Source organism: Oceanobacillus sp. Castelsardo (assembly GCF_001659985.1).
Lineage (GTDB): Bacteria > Bacillota > Bacilli > Bacillales > Amphibacillaceae > Oceanobacillus.
The window spans coordinates 136,721-154,196 of sequence record NZ_LYCS01000004.1 but is presented as its reverse complement, the minus strand read 5'-3'; the positions used below and the strand labels follow the sequence as shown (position 1 = coordinate 154,196).

The following is a 17,476-nucleotide window of genomic DNA, read 5'->3' as shown; positions in this document are numbered from 1 at the left end:
AAATAGCCATGTCTTATACAACATTGAATAGGACTTGGCTATTTTAACTTCTACATAAATAATCGTACGAGAAGAAATTTGAAAAACATGTTATGATAAGCTTGGAATTACATAGAAAGGAGATCTTTCATGGAAATGTTTTGGGAAAATGTTATAGTGATAACTGCTGCAAGATATAGTGTTGTTGTACTATGTACCATGATTTTCCTAGCAATTTTTGAATTGGTTACTTCATATAAAAATTGGCAAGAAATCAAAAATGGAAATTTCGCTGTCGCAATGGCAACAGGGGGAAAGCTCTTTGGAATAGCTACTATTTTTCGTTATTCGATTGAACATAATGATACAATTCTACAAAGTATAGGTTGGGGAGCGTTAGGTTTTCTTTTATTACTTCTAGGCTATTTTATCTTTGAGTTTCTTACACCAACTATAAAAGTGGATGAGGAGATAGGGAAAGGAAATCATGCGGTCGGATTTATATCCATGATGATATCCATAGGGTTATCTTTTGTTATAGGTGCAAATATTCTTTGAAATAAATCGCGAGGTGGAAAACGATGGTATTTGAAAGATTAGCTAAAATATTAATTGTTGTAGCTGTTATTTTTATGATTTGTGGAGTTGTTTATTTTATATAAATATTCAAAAAATGGCATTTTATCTGTATAATGGTCATAATAAGTAAAAAGGAGGTATGTAAGTGGAACATAAAAAGTGGCATGATCATTATCCAAGTGAAATACCAAAAAGCATAACTTATGATGAAAAGTCATTACACATGTTTTTACGTGAAAGTGCTGAACGGTATAGTGGAGATTCTGCGCTACATTTTATGGGAAAAGAAATGACATTCGCGGAACTTTATTTACAATCTAAAAAAATGGCTAGTTATCTTCAAGCGCTAGGTTTAGCGAAAGGTGATAAAGTAGCCATCATGCTTCCAAACACCCCGCAATCCGTAATTAGTTATTACGCTACACTCATGGCAGGAGGTATTGTTGTTCAAACAAATCCATTGTATACAGAAAGAGAACTTGAGTATCAGTTAATAGATTCAGAATCTAAATTTATTGTTTGTTTAGATATCTTGTTGCCTAAAGTAAAGAATGTGCGTAATAAAACAAATCTTCATCATACTATTGTTACTGGAATTAAAGATTATCTTCCCTTTCCCAAAAATGTCATTTACCCATTTATACAAAAACGTGAATATAACATAGTCGTTAAGGTTGAACAAACACATGATACCCATGTATGGAAAGATATGTTGGATATGGCAAGTAGTGAATATTTAGAAGTCGATATTACTCCAAAAGAAGATTTAGCCCTTCTTCAGTATACTGGCGGAACTACTGGTAATCCAAAAGGTGTGATGCTTACTCATTATAATTTAGTTGCTAACGTCCAAATGTGTGATCATTGGTTATACAAATCAAAAAATAAGCGTCAAACGGTATTAGCAGTTCTCCCGTTTTTCCACGTGTACGGAATGACAACTGTTATGAACTTTTCAGTGATGCAAGGATCTAAAATGATATTAATGCCAAAATTTAATCCTAACGATGTACTGAAAGCGATATCAAGGCAAAGACCTACTTTATTTCCTGGTGCGCCGACTATTTATATTGCCCTTTTAAACCATCCAGATCTGCATAAGTATGATTTATCCTCTATTGAGGCTTGTTTAAGTGGATCTGCTGCTCTTCCTGTTGAAGTCCAAGAAAAATTTGAAGAGATAACCGGAGGAAGACTTGTTGAAGGGTATGGATTGACGGAATCTTCGCCTGTTACTCATGCTAATTTTGTTTGGGAAAAACGGGTAAATGGAAGTATAGGTGTACCGTGGCCAGATACAGATGCGAAAATCTTTCGTGTAGACTCCGATTTAGAAGAAGTGGATTTGGGTGAAATTGGTGAAATTGCTGTAAAGGGTCCTCAGATTATGAAAGGATATTGGAATAATCCAGAAGAGACAGAGAAAGTATTAAAGGATGATTGGTTATTTACTGGCGATTTAGGATATATGAATGAGGATGGTTATTTCTATATTGTAGATCGTAAAAAAGATATGATTATTGCAAGTGGTTATAATATTTATCCGAGAGAAGTGGAAGAAGTCCTCTATGAACATAATGCGATTCAAGAAGCAGTTGTGGCCGGTGTACCCGACTCTTACCGTGGCGAAACAGTAAAAGCATATATTGTGTTAAAGAAGGGGTATCAAATAACTGAGGAAGAATTAGATGAATTTATGAAGAAAAATCTTGCAGTCTATAAAGTTCCTAAAATATATGAGTTTCGAGATGAATTACCGAAAACTGCTGTAGGGAAGATTTTAAGAAGAAAATTAGTAGAAGAGGATATAGAAAAAGAGAAGGTATAATTTTTTTTTACAGGTTAATTGGACATGTTATTGAATTGACTTTTTAAACTATTTTTATTACTATGAAAATATGAATGATTATTCATTCATTCTGAAGTTCCTATCCTGCTTCAATACAACTAGGTATTTCCTATCTTAATAGCAAGTCTTCTAATGAATTGTAAGGAGTTAAAAATGAAAAATAATCGACCAAAGTATTATCAAATTATAGAAGCGGCAGTTAAAGTCATTGCAGAGAATGGATTCCATGGTTCCCAGGTTTCTAAAATAGCAAAGGCAGCAGGTGTAGCTGATGGAACCATTTATCTATATTTTAAAAACAAAGAAGATATATTAATTACTATGTTTAAAGAAAAAATGGGCCAATTTATTGAGAGAACCGTTACTCAAATTAATAAAAAGAAAGACGCAAACGAAAAATTATTCGCATTAATTGAAATGCATTTCACCCAACTTTCAGAAGATCGTAATTTGGCTATAGTAACACAATTAGAGCTAAGGCAATCTAATTATCAATTACGTCTTGAAATAAATAGTGTACTAAAACCTTACTTAACAGTAATCGATACTATTCTTATGGAAGGAATAAAAGATAATCTATTTCGGGATGATTTGAAAATACCTTTAGTAAGGCAGATGATATTTGGAACGCTTGATGAGATAGTCACGAATTGGGTGATGAAAGATTGCAAGTACGACCTAACTGCTGAGACTGAACAAGTTCACCAATTATTACTTGGCGGTATTTGTCGAATAGATAAAATAGTTTAAAATTTTAATAAACTCGTATACAATGGAAGAAAAAGGGGGGATACTTTTGGAATATATTCAGTTAGAAATAGATAAAAATATTGCGCAACTTACCATTCAAAGCCCACCGGCAAATGCATTATCTAGTACTCTTCTATCTGAATTAGAAGGGAAATTAAATGGCATTGAAGAAGAACAATCTGTGAAAGCGGTAGTAATTAAAGGGGATGGAAAGTTCTTCTCGGCTGGAGCAGATATTAAAGAATTTACATCTATGCAAAACTCTAGTGATAGTCAAACTTTTTCAAATAAAGGGCAGGAACTTTTTAATCGTATAGAGAACTTCTCTATACCAATTATTTCGGCAATTCACGGTGGTGCATTTGGTGGAGGATTGGAATTAGCTATGGCTTGCCATATTCGAATCGTCACTGAAAATACTAAACTAGGATTACCTGAAATAACTTTAGGTATTATTCCTGGATATGCAGGGACTCAACGTTTACCAAGGTTTGTTGGTAATGCTAAAGCTTATGAAATGATGCTAACCGGTGAACCGATTTCAGGAACTGAAGCTTTTACATTTGGATTAGTTAATAAGGTTGTGAAAGAACAAGAATTAATTTCAGAAGCAACCAAATTAGCGGAAAAAATTGCCTCGATGAGTAAACCTGTGATTAATCAAATTATGCATCTTGTTAACTTTTCTAAATCTGAGTTGTTTGAAAAAGGGGTACAGGAAGAGGCAATTGCATTCAGCAAAGTATTTACGAATGCCGATGCTAAAGAAGGAGTGCAAGCCTTTTTAGAAAAACGTAAACCTAATTTTCAGGATAAATAATGGATAAGAGATGAAGGAGGAATATTAAATGAATATTTATGTATTATTAAAAAGAACATTTGATACAGAAGAAAAGATTGTAGTATCAAATGGTGTAATTGAAGAAGATGGGGCAGAATTTATTATCAACCCTTATGACGAATATGCAGTAGAAGAAGCGATAAAGCAACGTGATGAACATGGTGGTGAAGTAACAGTAGTCACAATTGGAGATGAAGAATCTGAAAAACAATTACGAACAGCATTAGCAATGGGTGCAGATAAAGCTGTTCTGATTAATACGGAAGAAGATCTTGAAGAAGGAGATCAATTTACTTCAGCTAAAATTTTGGAAGCGTTTTTTGAAGATAAAGAAGTGGATTTAATCCTAGCTGGTAACGTTGCTATTGACGAAGCTAGTGGACAGGTAGGACCTCGAGTTGCTGAACTACTTGGTATGCCATATGTTACAACAATCACTAAGCTTTCAATTGATGGTGAGACGGTTAATATTGAAAAGGATGTGGAAGGTGACGTTGAAGTGATTGAAACTTCATTACCACTACTCGTTACATGTCAGCAAGGTTTAAATGAACCACGTTATCCTTCTTTACCAGGGATAATGAAAGCGAAAAAGAAACCACTTGAAGAGTTGGAATTAGATGATTTAGACATTGACGAGGACGATGTTGAGGCTAAAACAAAAACGATTGATATTTTCTTGCCGGCTGAAAAAGAAGCTGGAAAAGTTTTAGAAGGTGAATTACAAGAACAAGTGAAAGAACTAGTTTCACTACTTAAAAATGAAGCGAAAGTAATTTAAATAGGGGACAAAAGAAGGGAGAGCCAGACATGAGTGAAAAAATTTTAGTTATCGCAGAAACAAAAGAAGGGGAAATTCGTAATGTATCATTTGAGGCCATAGCGGCTGCGAAAAAAATAAAACCAGATGGGGAAGTTGTTGGTTTAGTTTGTTCGAATGATGATTTGGAAAATTTAGCACAAGAGCTTATTTATTATGGTGCAGATCGTGCAATAACAGTTAAAAACGATAATTTGAAATCGTATACATCTGAAGCGTTTGGACAAGCGGTATTGGCTGTAGTGGAACAAGAATCACCAGATGGAATTATCATGGGACATACGTCAATCGGAAAAGATCTATCTCCGAAGTTAGCTAGTAAATTAGATTCGGGTTTGATCTCAGATACAATTGATATTGAAATAGGCGGTGATCAAGCCGTATTTATTAGACCAATTTACTCTGGTAAAGCTTTTGAGAAAAAAGTGATTACATCTGGAACGCCTTTCATTACAATTAGACCAAATAATATTGCTGCATTAGATCGTGATGATTCCCGTTCAGGAAACATTAGTAATGTAGATGTGGCTATTAAAGATTTACGTACAATTGTAAAAGAAGTGGTTCGCAAAGCTTCGGAGGGTGTAGATTTATCAGAAGCAAAAGTAATCGTAGCTGGTGGTCGTGGGGTTAAAAGCGCGGATGGCTTTAAACCATTGTATGAACTTGCTGAAGTTCTCGGTGCAGCGGTTGGGGCTTCTCGTGGAGCGTGTGATGCGGACTATTGCGATTATTCACTACAAATCGGACAAACTGGTAAAGTAGTTACTCCAGATTTATATATTGCTGTTGGAATTTCAGGAGCAATCCAACATCTTGCAGGAATGTCTAATTCAAAAGTAATCGTAGCAATTAATAAAGATCCTGAAGCTAATATTTTTAATATTGCTGACTATGGTATCGTTGGGGATTTATTCGAGGTTATCCCAATGTTAATCGAAGAATTTAAAAATGTAGCAGTAAGTTAATTATACTTATAACAATGGGCCTATTCTATAAAAGGAAGAGGGCTCATTTGTTTTATTTGCTCTGGTAAAGTCGAGAGAAAATTGATATGACATAGTTATAACTTTTGTTAAATGGGAATAAGCAAAGTATTAGGAAGTACAATACGAACAATGGTATACTCAATCTACGTGGTTAAAGTTACAAAAAGGAGGAATTACGATGGCTATTGAAAATGTTACAGATAAAAATTTTGCTGAACAAACATCAAAAGGTTTAGTATTAGCAGACTTTTGGGCTCCATGGTGTGGTCCATGTAAAATGATTGCTCCAGTTCTAGAAGAAATTGATGGAGAAATGAGCGAGAAAGTACAAATCGTCAAATTAGACGTGGATGAAAACCAAGAAACAGCTAGCAAATTTGGTGTAATGAGTATTCCAACTTTATTATTATTTAAAGACGGAAACGTAGTGGATCAAGTAATTGGTTACCAACCAAAAGAAGCTCTAGTTGATTTAATTAATAAACATGCTTAATGAATAACCACGATTAAATCCCTTGTTACATGAAGTAACAAGGGATTTTCTCAAAGAAGGTTTTATTAGATATTTATTTTATAAAAGGATTTGAAATGATGAATCGAACGATAAGTGAAAAATTAGCTGTATTACCGGCTAAGCCTGGATGTTATTTGATGAAAGATAGGCATGGAACTGTCATTTATGTTGGAAAATCAAAAACATTAAAAAATAGGGTTCGTTCCTATTTTACAGGGGCACATGACCAAAAAACACAACGTTTAGTTCAAGAGATAGTTGACTTTGAATATGTTGTTACATCTACAGAGATGGAAGCATTAATATTGGAAATGAATTTAATAAAAAAATACGATCCAAAATACAATATAATGCTGAAGGATGATAAATCTTATCCGTATTTAAAAATAACCTCAGAGAGACATCCTCGACTTTTAATTACAAGGAAATTAAAAAAGGATAAAGGAAAATATTTTGGGCCATATCCAAACGTTATAGCAGCTAAGGAAACTAAAAAATTATTAGACCGATTATATCCGCTCCGAAAGTGCAATAATCCATCTGGACGACCTTGCTTATATTATCACATGAATCAGTGCCGAGCGTGTGGGGATAATCCACTTTCAACCGCCGAATATCAAGCGATTATTCAAGAAATAACTTCTTTTCTTCAAGGTGGATTTAAAGATATTAAACGGAATTTAAAAGAAAAAATGCTTGAAGCAAGTGAACAACTTAATTTTGAACGGGCAAAGGAATACAGAGATCAAATTCAGCATATCGAATCGGTTATGGAACAGCAAAAAATGACCCTTAACGATAATGTAAATCGTGATATTTTTGGGTATAGTTACGATAAAAGCTGGATGTGTGTTCAAGTGTTTTTTGTAAGACAAGGAAAATTAATTGAAAGAGATGTATCATTATTTCCATTTTTTGATTCTCCGGAGGAAACATTCTTAAGTTTTATTGGAAGGTTTTATTTGCACAAACAACATATTAAACCTAAGCAAATATTAGTACCTATTGGAACACAAACGGACATGTTGAATGAATTATTAGAAGTAGAGGTTTATACCCCTTATAGAGGAAAAAAGAAAGAATTAGTTGAGTTAGCTTCTGAAAATGCAAAAATTGCTTTAAAAGAGAAGTTTTCTTTAATTGAGAGGGACGAGGAAAGGACTATACTTGCTGTTGAAAAATTAGGCGAAGAACTAAATATAGCAACGCCACATCGTATTGAGGCCTTTGATAATTCAAATATCCAAGGTACAAATCCAGTGTCAGCGATGATTGTATTTGTGGATGGAAAACCAAGTAAAAAAGATTATCGAAAATACAAAATTAAAGATGTGAAAGGTCCAGACGATTACGAGACAATGCGTGAAGTCATACGTAGGCGATATACTCGGGTTTTGAAAGAAGGTCTGCCATTGCCTGATTTGATTGTTGTAGATGGTGGTAAAGGGCAAATGAGTGCAGCTCTTGATGTTTTAGAAAATGAACTGGGTCTAGATATACCTTTATGTGGATTAGCTAAAGATGATCGGCATAGGACGAGCGAACTATTGTATGGGGATCCTCCAGCAGTAGTTTCTTTGTCAAGAAAATCTCAAGAATTCTATCTTGTCCAACGAATACAAGATGAGGTTCATCGTTTTGCGATATCGTTTCATCGAGAATTACGTGGAAAAAGCTTATTTCAATCTGAGTTGGATAATATTCCTGGAGTCGGAGAAAAGCGTAGAAAGCTACTACTCCAACATTTTAAGTCAATAGATGGTATAAAGAACGCGGATTTGAAGGAAATTACAAAACTAGGGATACCGAGTAACACTGCAAAAGAAATTATTAATTTTTTAAACAAAGGTAAAGAGGAGGAGAGGTAGTTTTAATAGTAACTACCTTCCCTTTTTATTTATCCGTAAAGAATATAGCAAATTTGATCGTATATATGCGTTTATTTATCTCCTCTATACATTCACATTCTCTACCTTCAATTTGTTGAATTGCCTCAGCTAAAAATCCCGACTCTAATCGAAAATCTGCATGAAAAGGAGCGTTTAGCTTTAATACTACCGAATCGTCCATTAAATGGAAGATTAATTCGTTTTTCTTTTCTTTTATTAATTCAAGTTTTCCCCATCCAAATGTCTCAAAAATGAGTATAAGTGTTTCTAATGAATCAATTTCTATTTTACGTGCTAAATTTTTTCCTATGAAATATAATAAGGAATTTGCTTCCTTACCAAGCACTTCCGGTAAGCCTATATATCTTAGAGCATCGTAGCCGGCACCATTCGTGTGTAATTTTTCTAGTTGTGAAATCGTTAGTTTATCGGCTTTTTTAGACATGGAAGTCATCCTTTCTATTCTTCTCGTAAGCTATACTATTTCTTTTTAGGTGTTCCTATAAACTATCATCCTATAGAGGTTGTTCAAAAGTCCGGTATCCTTCATTTTGGACACGTACATATAGACGGTTAAAATGATTACTAAATCATATTATCTATTTTATTCCGCGATTAATCAAGCTACGATTATGAACTTTTATTACTCAATTATTCCTATATTCGATAAATTTACTGTTTCGTTTTCTTGACGCTTACAATAGTTAGAAGTACAATAAACTTGATAAAAGATTGTACAATTTTTAAAAAGAGGCGAAATTTGTATTAAAGCGCTTTATTTTTAAAATGTACTACACATTCTATTAATCTACTAAGGGGGGATAAAAATGGCAGTACATAGGGAGTTGTTTAACAGAAGATTACATTCATTACTTGGGGTAGTACCAATTGGACTTTATTTGGTGACACATTTAGTAGTAAACCATTTTGCTGTTTATGGAGAAGAAGAGTTTAATAGGGCAGCGGGTTTTATGGGAAATCTTCCATTTTTGATCTTATTAGAGATTTTTGTTATTTATCTACCAATCTTATTTCATGCGGTACTAGGTGTATACATTGCATTTACAGCAAACTACAATTTGAAAAATTATAGCTTTTTCCGTAATTGGATGTTTGCTCTACAACGTATCACAGGTATAGTAACATTAATTTTTATTGTATGGCATGTTTGGGAGACCCGTGTTCAAAAGGCTCTAGGAGTAGTAGAAGTTAACTACAGTTTGATGGAAAGTATTCTATCTAGTCCATTTATGTTCTGGTTCTACGTAGTTGGCGTAATTTCAACCGTTTTCCATTTTTCAAACGGTCTTTGGGGCTTCATGGTTACATGGGGGATTACACAATCTCCTAAATCACAAAAAATCACTACATATGGTGTCGTAGTAGTCTTTCTTGTGCTTAGTTATATCGGAGTAAGATCACTAATCGCATTTGCTTATGGAGTATAGAGATAGAGAAAAAGGAGTGAGTTATTATGGGTAATCGCAAAATAGCTGTTGTTGGCGGAGGGCTTGCTGGTCTGATGGCTACAATAAAAGCTGCTGAAGCAGGCGTCAACGTTGATTTATTCTCAATTGTACCGGTTAAGCGTTCTCACTCAGTATGTGCTCAAGGTGGTATTAATGGAGCGGTAAATACGAAAGGTGAAGGAGATTCACCTTGGATTCACTTTGATGATACTGTTTATGGCGGGGATTTCCTTGCGAATCAACCTCAAGTTAAAGCAATGTGTGATGCAGCACCTGGCATTATACATATGTTTGACCGTATGGGTGTTATGTTTAACCGCACACCAGAAGGGTTATTAGACTTTCGTCGATTTGGGGGAACGCAACATCACCGCACTGCATATGCAGGAGCTACAACTGGGCAACAATTGTTGTACGCATTAGACGAACAAGTTCGACGTTATGAAGTAGAAGGATTAGTAACGAAATATGAAGGTTGGGAATTTGTTGGTGCTATTTTAGATGAGGAAGGGATTGCTAGAGGAATTGTTGCTCAAGATATTAAGTCACATGAAATTAAAGCGTTCCGTTCTGATGCAACTATCTTTGCAACAGGTGGACCTGGAATCATCTTTGGTAAATCAACGAATTCTATGATTAATACAGGATCTGCTGCAAGTATCCTATATCAACAAGGTGTTAAATATGCAAATGGTGAATTTATTCAAATTCATCCAACTGCAATTCCTGGAGACGATAAACTTCGCTTAATGAGTGAATCTGCTCGTGGTGAAGGTGGTCGTGTATGGACTTATAAAGATGGTGAACCATGGTACTTCCTTGAAGAAAGATACCCGGCATATGGTAACCTAGTTCCTCGTGACATTGCTACACGTGAAATTTTTGATGTTTGTGTAAATGAAAAACTAGGAATTAATGGGGAAAACATGGTGTATCTAGATCTTTCTCATAAAGATCCTAAGGAATTAGATATTAAACTTGGTGGTATTATAGAAATCTATGAAAAATTCGTTGGCGAAGATCCGCGTAAAGTACCAATGAAAATCTTCCCTGCCGTTCATTATTCTATGGGTGGAATGTGGGTTGATATTAATCAAATGACAAATATACCTGGAATATTTGCTGCTGGGGAATGTGACTACTCACAGCACGGTGCAAACCGTCTAGGTGCTAACTCATTACTGTCTGCAGTATTTGGTGGTTCAGTTGCAGGACCTAAGGCTATTGAATATATTGATGGTCTTGATAAACATGCTGAAGATATTTCTTCTGAGCTATTTGATTCTAGGGTTAGAGAAGAGGAAGAGAAATTTAAAGAATTAATGAGCATGGATGGTAACGAAAATGCATATCAAATTCACCAAGAACTAGGGGAATGGATGACAGATAATGTTACGGTAGTACGTGAAAATGCAAGACTACTAAAAACGGATGAAAAAATTCAAGAGTTACTTGAGCGCTTTGAAAATATTAATATTAACGACACATCTAGTTGGTCTAACCAAGGTGTTATGTTTACTCGACAGTTGGAGAGTATGCTTCACCTTGCAAGGGTAATTACATTAGGTGCATATAATCGAAATGAAAGTCGTGGTGCTCATTACAAACCAGAATTCCCAAATCGTAATGATGAGGAGTTCTTGAAAACTACTATTGCTGAATTTGATGTAAAAAATCAGGCGCCTAAATTAAGTTATGAAGACGTGGATATATCATTAATAGCACCACGTGAACGTGATTACACTACAAAACATTAATTGGGGGAGAGAAGTTAAATGGCTGAACAAAAGACGATTACATTTATAATAACTCGGCAAGACGGCCCAGATTCTGCTCCTTATGAGGAAACTTTTGAAGTACCTTATCGGAAGAATATGAATGTTATTTCTGGGTTAATGGAAATACGTAAAAATCCTGTTAATGCTAAAGGGGAAAAAACGACACCAGTTCAGTGGGATATGAACTGTTTAGAGGAAGTATGTGGTGCTTGTTCTATGGTCATTAATGGTGTACCAAGACAATCTTGTGCTGCGTTAGTGGATGAATTAGAAACGCCAGTTCGTCTAGCTCCGATGTCAACATTCCCCGTTGTTCGTGACTTGATTATTGATCGTGAGCGAATGTTTGATGCGTTGAAGCAAGTTAAAGCGTGGATTCCTATCGATGGTACACACGATCTTGGTCCAGGGCCACGTATGCCAGAAAAGAAACGACAATGGGCATATGAATTATCGAAGTGCATGACATGTGGTGTATGTTTAGAATCTTGCCCTAACGTTAATGATAAGTCTAACTTTATTGGGCCAGCAGCATTATCTCAAGCTCGTCTCTTTAATGCTCATCCAACAGGAGAAATGAATAAGAGTGAACGTTTAGATGGGTTGATGCAAGAAGGAGGAGTTAGCGGTTGTGGAAACGCACAAAACTGTGTACAAGTTTGTCCAAAAGGTATACCATTAACAACTTCAATTGCTGCAATGAACCGTGCAACTAACATCCAAGCGTTTAAGAATTTCTTTGGAAGTGACAATGCACATTAATGTAGGTATAAAACAAAAACCGACTTCTTTATGGAAGTCGGTTTTTGACATTTACTGATGAATTCAAGTAAATGGTTCATAAGATAATGAATCACATGTAGTTCAGATCTTTCTATTGGGATAAAACCTAATATTTTAAAGTTTCAATTCTCCCATACGAAGAAGTTCAACTACAGCTTGTGATCGCCCCTTAACCCCTAATTTTTGCATAGCATTTGAAATGTGGTTACGGACAGTTTTCTCTGATATAAACAATTCCTGGGCAATTTCTTTTGTTGTTTTGTCTTGTACTAACAGTTCGAATACTTCTTTTTCTCGCTTGGTTAATAACTGCTTCGGTTTATACTCGTTGTCCTTCAAGTGTTAACCCCTCCTTGCTCTTATAGAGCTGCATGTTGAAGGGAAATTATCTAGTCACTATAGCTTATGAGAACGTTCAAAATTAGTGAGTGTTTTCATGCGTGAAAAGTAAAATTTTAAATTATTAATACTGTTGTTAAGACTTAAGTGAATAAGTTTACTTATCAAGGCTTACTAGCTGTAAGACGTGATAAATTTAAAAATGTAAATGTAACATAGGAATAGTTGACTACATATTATGGGGAAGTAAGGACTTATTACTATTTATTTACGCGGCGTTACTAAAACTCCCGCCCCTACAGGCGGGAGATAAGTGCCGCCAAGCTTCGAAATAAGAGCGACTAAATTTTAGGTGGAGTTAAAACTCCACCTGAACCAAGTCTTCTTTATTTTTACGTATATACACAGAATATGATGTTATGATAAACTGTTGCTTGTATAATTAAAAATATAATGGAATAAAATTTGAATAATTAACCTAAAAAAATACAGCACAGAAGAGGCGATTTTTATTGGACAGAGCAATTGGAGTTATTGATTCCGGTGTTGGTGGCTTAACAGTTGTTCAAGAGTTGATGCGTCAATTACCGAAGGAAAAATTAATTTATTTAGGAGATACAGCTAGATGCCCTTATGGTCCTAGACCTGCTGAAGAAGTAAAATTATTTACGTGGGAAATGGTTCGTTTTTTATTAGAGAAAAATATTAAAATGTTAGTTGTCGCTTGTAATACGGCTACTGCTTTTACACTAAAGGAATTACAGCAGTCATTAGATATTCCGGTTGTTGGAGTAATACAGCCTGGTGCTCGTGCTGCGATAAAATGCACAAAAAATAATCATGTTGGTGTAATCGGGACGGAAGGTACGATTCGTAGTAGTGCTTATACGAGCGCATTAGAAAAAATAAATACAGATATTCATGTTTATGGATTAGCCTGTCCTTTATTAGCTCCAATGGTTGAAAAGGGAATACTAACAGGAATAGGAGCAAAATCGGTAGTAGAAGAATCTATCCGTCCATTGAAACATAATAAAGATATGGATACATTGATATTAGGATGTACCCACTATCCATTGTTAAAAGACACGATACAAGAAGTTATAGGGGGCAATGTAACCATTATTTCTTCTAGTGAAGAAACTGCAAGAGAAACAAGTACCATATTAGATGTTCATGGATTATTGAGTAGTAAAATAGATGAACCTATTCATCAATTTTATACTACTGGTGAGTTGGATCTGTTTATTGATATATTTAGAAAGATCTTTAAAGACTCTAATTTTAGTTTGTTAGAAATAAAGAGAGCTAGCTTGCGAAAAAATCAGGAGGTTTAAACTCCTGATTTTTTTGGGTTTGTGGCATGGTCCAGTGAGGGTAAGAAATCTCACGCTGAATAAGTCTTAATTTATTTTTACATTAGAAGTTTCCTATGATAGGTCTATTTTTTTGAGATAGCTCGTATACATTATAGTACAAACTATCGTAGGAGGTATTAGCATGAAAAAGAAAGGTGCTCTAATCGTTGGCGCGGTTTCGCTTTCGCTTATTTTATCTGGGTGTTTTCAAGGGGAACAGTCATTGGAACAGGAAATGGATCCACCACAAGATGCGGAAGCTGTAAATAGCTTAGAAGATTCGACTTCTGAGAATATGAATGAGAAAGCGAAAGAAAAAGAGAATGTAGAATCCACAGATTCAGCTGATTCCGAGGAAAAGGGATCTGAAACAGATGAAACGACCGTAGAAATGGTTCCTAGGGAATTATACCTAGTGGATAAAAATGGGATGGTTTCTGCTCAAACAATAGAATTACCCGGAACATCAGAAGTCGGGAAGCAACTTATGGAACATCTTGTAAAAGGTGGACCGGTAACTACTCTATTACCGAATGGGTTTCAAGCAGTCTTACCAGAGGGAACAGAAATATTAGGGCTTAACTTAAAGGAAGACGGTACGATGATTGTAGATGTGTCCGAAGAATTTAAAAACTATGAGGAAAATGAGGAAGTTCAAATCTTAGAGTCAATGACATACACTTTAACGCAATTCGAAAATGTTAAAAAAGTACAATTGTGGATAAATGGACATCCTCAGGAGGAAATGCCGGTTAATGGAACTCCAATTGGAGACGGATATGCAAGAACAAATGGAATTAATGTTGTGGAATCTAATTCGAATGATTTATTAACTGCTACACCTGTAACGATGTTTTATCCGTCAGAACATAATGAAAACAGGTATTATGTTCCTGTTACGCAGTATGTTGATTCAAAAGAAGATGTGGAAATCTATGAAGCAGTTGTAGATTCTTTAATTCAAGGACCTGGTTACAACTCCAATATCGTACATGTGTTTAATGTAGGTACTAAATTAAGTAGTGATCCAGTAATGGAAGATGGGGTTCTTAAATTAAGTTTTAATGAAGGTATTTTGAAAGATAAAGATAAATCTGTTATTTCGGATGAGGTAATGGAAACATTAGTTAGAACTTTAACTGAGCAAGCTGGCGTAGAAGCTGTTGAGGTGAAGGTAGAAAATGTCGACCAACTTGTAAATGAAAACGGAGAATCATACGAGGAGCCGGTAACAAAGGATACATTTACCAAAACAGAAAAACTGTAATTTGAAAGGGGTTCGAATTTTGAACCTCTTTTCTTTTAATTATAGGGAGAAAAGTATAAAAACTTTACCTGCCTATCTGCATACATACATCTAAAGTATTCGTCTAACATAACAGCGAATGCCGAGTTTCTAAAATGATCTAATGAATTCTCGTGTTTCTTTTGAGCAAAATATGATAAGCTAATGAAGGAAATAAGGAGGAGTTACATATGAGAAATGACAATCGTGAACATAACCAATTAAGACCTATAGAAATTATTCCAAATTATATAACACACCCAGAAGGTTCTGTCCTTATTGCTGTAGGTAATACAAAAGTAATTTGTAACGCGAGTATTGAAGACAGGGTTCCCCCGTTTATGCGAGGACAAGGGAAAGGGTGGATTACAGCTGAATATTCGATGCTCCCTCGTGCTACTACCCAAAGAAATATTAGAGAGTCTACTAAAGGAAAAGTTAGTGGGAGAACGATGGAAATTCAACGACTAATTGGCAGAGCATTAAGGTCTGTTGTTGATTTAGAAAAAATAGGTGAAAGAACGGTATGGGTAGATTGTGACGTTATTCAAGCCGATGGAGGAACAAGAACCGCATCCATTACAGGTGCATTTGTTGCCGTTGTATTAGCTTTTGGTGAACTTCTAAAAAATAAAGCAATTAAAGAAATGCCTGTAACAGATTATTTAGCTGCAATTTCTGTAGGTATTTTAAAAGACGGGATGGAAATTTTGGATTTGAATTATGAAGAAGACTCTGAAGCGGATGTCGATATGAATATCGTCATGACAGGTTCAGGAGAATTTGTGGAAATTCAAGGAACGGGCGAAGAAGCGACATTTGATATAAATCAGCTGAAAATGATGTTGAAACTTGCTAGTGAAGGATTAGAGGAAATTATAAAGATTCAAAAAGAGACCATTGGCACTTTATCCGAACGAATTGGGGAAACCAAAAAATAAGGAGCTTTTTTATGAATCAAATTATTATTGCCACTAAGAATCGTGGGAAAGCAAAAGAGTTTAGGGAGTTTTTTTCTCAAAGAAATATAGAGGCCCTTTCTTTATTAGACATCAAGGAACAACTTCCAGATGTAGAGGAAACCGGGAATACCTTTGAAGAAAATGCATCATTAAAGGCGGAAGAGATTAGCCGTATTTTAAATAGAGCTGTCTTATCTGATGATTCCGGGCTAGTTATCGATGCTCTTGATGGTAGACCAGGTATCTATTCAGCTAGATATGCTGGGGAACAAAAGAACGATGAACAAAATATACAAAAGGTTCTTCATGAATTAAAAGATATCTCAGAAGGTCAAAGAAATGCACGATTTGTTTGTGTATTGGCTATAGCAAGACCTAATGGGGAAACGAAATTAGTTAGAGGGGAATGTGAAGGGAGAATTACCTTATCTCCATCTGGTGAAAATGGATTCGGTTATGATCCGGTTTTTATTCCTGATGGTTATCAACAGACAATGGCAGAGTTAGAGTCAGAAGAAAAGAATCGGATAAGCCATCGAAGCCGTGCAATGGATAAATTAGAGGACTTGATAGATACTTTATTTATTTAACAAAGGGGCTGTCGTCGTTTATGTATGAAGTTTTAGTTATAAGTGATAGTCATGGACTAAAAGAAGAAATCACAGAAATAAAAAATCGGCACCCAAATATTAAGATGATTCACTGTGGTGATTCTGAATTGGAATATCCTTCCTCAGAACTTTATGGAATGTATAAGGTTCGTGGAAACTGCGACTTTGACTCAAGATATCCGGTAGAAGAAATTATTTCAATTGGTGGTTTAACTTTTTTTGTCACACATGGACATTTGTTTCAGGTGAAATCAACTCTTTTGAAGCTATCATATAGAGCCAAGGAAATTGGTGCAAACGTTATTTGTTTTGGTCATTCTCATATTGCTGGGGCCGAACAGATTGAAGAACAGTTATTTATTAATCCCGGAAGTATTCGTTTACCACGAAATAGACACGAAAAAACATATGCCATTTTAAAATGGGAATCTACTGATCAGATTAACGTTCAATTCTACTCGCTAGACGGTTCTGAAGTTAAAGAATTAATTTATACGGCTTCTTTTAAATAGAATCCTTGAGGGAAATTAGTTAGGGATTATTCTAATTTCCCTCCCTAAATATTTTATATAAAAGTGTTGACAAAGAATGTCAATTTAACTATAATAAAATTTGTCGTTGAAATAATATTATAGATATAGAATTAGATATGCGGGTGTAGTTAAATGGTATAACCTCAGC

The 17,476-nt window shown here is 35.1% G+C and carries 18 protein-coding genes; 16 read left to right on the top strand and 2 right to left on the bottom strand.

All coding sequences use genetic code 11. The features are described from left to right. Window positions 1-129 precede the first annotated feature (129 nt). From A9178_RS09195 to uvrC, 8 genes are all read left to right on the top strand, one after another. Window positions 130-537 carry a DUF350 domain-containing protein gene (locus A9178_RS09195; RefSeq protein ID WP_068674568.1) on the top strand — a complete coding sequence of 136 codons (408 nt, stop codon included), beginning with the start codon at window positions 130-132 and terminating at the stop codon, window positions 535-537. Window positions 538-703: 166 nt separating this feature from the next. Continuing rightward, on the top strand, window positions 704-2,386 hold the full coding sequence (locus tag A9178_RS09190; RefSeq protein WP_068674566.1) for a long-chain-fatty-acid--CoA ligase: 1,683 nt from the start codon (window positions 704-706) through the stop codon (window positions 2,384-2,386). A 174-nt stretch (window positions 2,387-2,560) separates the two neighbouring features. Next, window positions 2,561-3,157 carry a fatty acid metabolism transcriptional regulator FadR gene (locus tag A9178_RS09185; protein WP_068674564.1) on the top strand — a complete coding sequence of 199 codons (597 nt, stop codon included), beginning with the start codon at window positions 2,561-2,563 and terminating at the stop codon, window positions 3,155-3,157. A 46-nt stretch (window positions 3,158-3,203) separates the two neighbouring features. Beyond that, window positions 3,204-3,977 carry an enoyl-CoA hydratase gene (locus A9178_RS09180; protein ID WP_231889815.1) on the top strand — a complete coding sequence of 258 codons (774 nt, stop codon included), beginning with the start codon at window positions 3,204-3,206 and terminating at the stop codon, window positions 3,975-3,977. A 28-nt stretch (window positions 3,978-4,005) separates the two neighbouring features. Beyond that, window positions 4,006-4,779 (top strand): electron transfer flavoprotein subunit beta/FixA family protein, encoded by a 774-nt coding sequence (locus A9178_RS09175; protein ID WP_068674559.1) that lies wholly within the window; start codon window positions 4,006-4,008, stop codon window positions 4,777-4,779. 29 nt (window positions 4,780-4,808) lie between these two features. After that, complete coding sequence (locus tag A9178_RS09170) at window positions 4,809-5,786, top strand: electron transfer flavoprotein subunit alpha/FixB family protein (protein ID WP_068674557.1); 978 nt, start codon at window positions 4,809-4,811, stop codon at window positions 5,784-5,786. 199 nt (window positions 5,787-5,985) lie between these two features. Next, window positions 5,986-6,300, top strand: a complete 315-nt coding sequence (gene trxA / locus A9178_RS09165) for a thioredoxin (RefSeq protein WP_068674555.1) — start codon at window positions 5,986-5,988, stop codon at window positions 6,298-6,300. A 98-nt stretch (window positions 6,301-6,398) separates the two neighbouring features. Beyond that, the gene (gene uvrC / locus A9178_RS09160; protein WP_068674553.1) at window positions 6,399-8,189 is read left to right on the top strand and encodes an excinuclease ABC subunit UvrC; all 1,791 of its coding nucleotides are present in this window, start codon (window positions 6,399-6,401) and stop codon (window positions 8,187-8,189) included. A 25-nt stretch (window positions 8,190-8,214) separates the two neighbouring features. Here the strand turns inward: uvrC and A9178_RS09155 are convergent, their stop codons facing one another. Next, the gene (locus A9178_RS09155; protein ID WP_068674551.1) at window positions 8,215-8,655 is read right to left on the bottom strand and encodes a DUF2507 domain-containing protein; all 441 of its coding nucleotides are present in this window, start codon (window positions 8,653-8,655) and stop codon (window positions 8,215-8,217) included. A 382-nt stretch (window positions 8,656-9,037) separates the two neighbouring features. Between A9178_RS09155 and A9178_RS09150 the strand changes: the two genes are divergently transcribed. From A9178_RS09150 to sdhB, 3 genes are read left to right on the top strand one after another with little or no spacing between them, the layout of a single operon-like run. Continuing rightward, window positions 9,038-9,658, top strand: coding sequence for a succinate dehydrogenase cytochrome b558 subunit (locus A9178_RS09150; RefSeq protein WP_068674549.1), 621 nt, complete (start codon window positions 9,038-9,040; stop codon window positions 9,656-9,658). A gap of 26 nt (window positions 9,659-9,684) precedes the next feature. Next, window positions 9,685-11,436, top strand: coding sequence for a succinate dehydrogenase flavoprotein subunit (gene sdhA, locus A9178_RS09145; protein WP_068674547.1), 1,752 nt, complete (start codon window positions 9,685-9,687; stop codon window positions 11,434-11,436). Between the two features lie 18 nt (window positions 11,437-11,454). Beyond that, window positions 11,455-12,219: a succinate dehydrogenase iron-sulfur subunit gene (gene sdhB / locus A9178_RS09140; protein ID WP_068674545.1), complete on the top strand. Its 765-nt coding sequence runs from the start codon at window positions 11,455-11,457 to the stop codon at window positions 12,217-12,219. A gap of 135 nt (window positions 12,220-12,354) precedes the next feature. On the opposite strand, the gene A9178_RS09135 is transcribed toward sdhB, so the two are convergent. Further along, entirely contained in the window at window positions 12,355-12,579 is a 225-nt protein-coding gene (locus A9178_RS09135; protein WP_010651078.1) for a helix-turn-helix domain-containing protein, read from the bottom strand. Between the two features lie 512 nt (window positions 12,580-13,091). On the opposite strand from A9178_RS09135, the gene racE reads away from it, so the two are divergent. The 5 genes from racE to A9178_RS09110 all read left to right on the top strand — a co-directional run bounded on the left by racE (window position 13,092) and on the right by A9178_RS09110 (window position 17,307). Then, the gene (racE, locus tag A9178_RS09130; RefSeq protein WP_068674543.1) at window positions 13,092-13,916 is read left to right on the top strand and encodes a glutamate racemase; all 825 of its coding nucleotides are present in this window, start codon (window positions 13,092-13,094) and stop codon (window positions 13,914-13,916) included. A 163-nt stretch (window positions 13,917-14,079) separates the two neighbouring features. Then, window positions 14,080-15,204, top strand: a complete 1,125-nt coding sequence (locus A9178_RS09125; protein ID WP_068674541.1) for a GerMN domain-containing protein — start codon at window positions 14,080-14,082, stop codon at window positions 15,202-15,204. A gap of 209 nt (window positions 15,205-15,413) precedes the next feature. Then, window positions 15,414-16,163: a ribonuclease PH gene (gene rph, locus A9178_RS09120; RefSeq protein WP_068674539.1), complete on the top strand. Its 750-nt coding sequence runs from the start codon at window positions 15,414-15,416 to the stop codon at window positions 16,161-16,163. An 11-nt stretch (window positions 16,164-16,174) separates the two neighbouring features. Further along, complete coding sequence (locus A9178_RS09115; protein WP_068674538.1) at window positions 16,175-16,774, top strand: XTP/dITP diphosphatase; 600 nt, start codon at window positions 16,175-16,177, stop codon at window positions 16,772-16,774. Window positions 16,775-16,794: 20 nt separating this feature from the next. Next, window positions 16,795-17,307, top strand: a complete 513-nt coding sequence (locus A9178_RS09110; protein WP_068674536.1) for a metallophosphoesterase — start codon at window positions 16,795-16,797, stop codon at window positions 17,305-17,307. The last annotated feature ends 169 nt before the right edge of the window (window positions 17,308-17,476 follow it).

Excerpts from the sequence above, each read along its gene's own strand:
- A9178_RS09110 (WP_068674536.1), top strand. The coding sequence starts at position 16,795 with ATGTATGAAGTTTTAGTTATAAGTGATAGTCATGGACTAAAAGAAGAA.
- A9178_RS09185 (WP_068674564.1), top strand. The coding sequence starts at position 2,561 with ATGAAAAATAATCGACCAAAGTATTATCAAATTATAGAAGCGGCAGTT.
- uvrC (WP_068674553.1), top strand. The coding sequence starts at position 6,399 with ATGAATCGAACGATAAGTGAAAAATTAGCTGTATTACCGGCTAAGCCT.
- A9178_RS09175 (WP_068674559.1), top strand. The coding sequence starts at position 4,006 with ATGAATATTTATGTATTATTAAAAAGAACATTTGATACAGAAGAAAAG.
- A9178_RS09195 (WP_068674568.1), top strand. The coding sequence starts at position 130 with ATGGAAATGTTTTGGGAAAATGTTATAGTGATAACTGCTGCAAGATAT.
- sdhB (WP_068674545.1), top strand. The coding sequence starts at position 11,455 with ATGGCTGAACAAAAGACGATTACATTTATAATAACTCGGCAAGACGGC.
- A9178_RS09170 (WP_068674557.1), top strand. The coding sequence starts at position 4,809 with ATGAGTGAAAAAATTTTAGTTATCGCAGAAACAAAAGAAGGGGAAATT.
- A9178_RS09155 (WP_068674551.1), bottom strand. The coding sequence starts at position 8,655 with ATGTCTAAAAAAGCCGATAAACTAACGATTTCACAACTAGAAAAATTA.
- rph (WP_068674539.1), top strand. The coding sequence starts at position 15,414 with ATGAGAAATGACAATCGTGAACATAACCAATTAAGACCTATAGAAATT.
- A9178_RS09115 (WP_068674538.1), top strand. The coding sequence starts at position 16,175 with ATGAATCAAATTATTATTGCCACTAAGAATCGTGGGAAAGCAAAAGAG.
- A9178_RS09125 (WP_068674541.1), top strand. The coding sequence starts at position 14,080 with ATGAAAAAGAAAGGTGCTCTAATCGTTGGCGCGGTTTCGCTTTCGCTT.
- trxA (WP_068674555.1), top strand. The coding sequence starts at position 5,986 with ATGGCTATTGAAAATGTTACAGATAAAAATTTTGCTGAACAAACATCA.
- sdhA (WP_068674547.1), top strand. The coding sequence starts at position 9,685 with ATGGGTAATCGCAAAATAGCTGTTGTTGGCGGAGGGCTTGCTGGTCTG.
- A9178_RS09150 (WP_068674549.1), top strand. The coding sequence starts at position 9,038 with ATGGCAGTACATAGGGAGTTGTTTAACAGAAGATTACATTCATTACTT.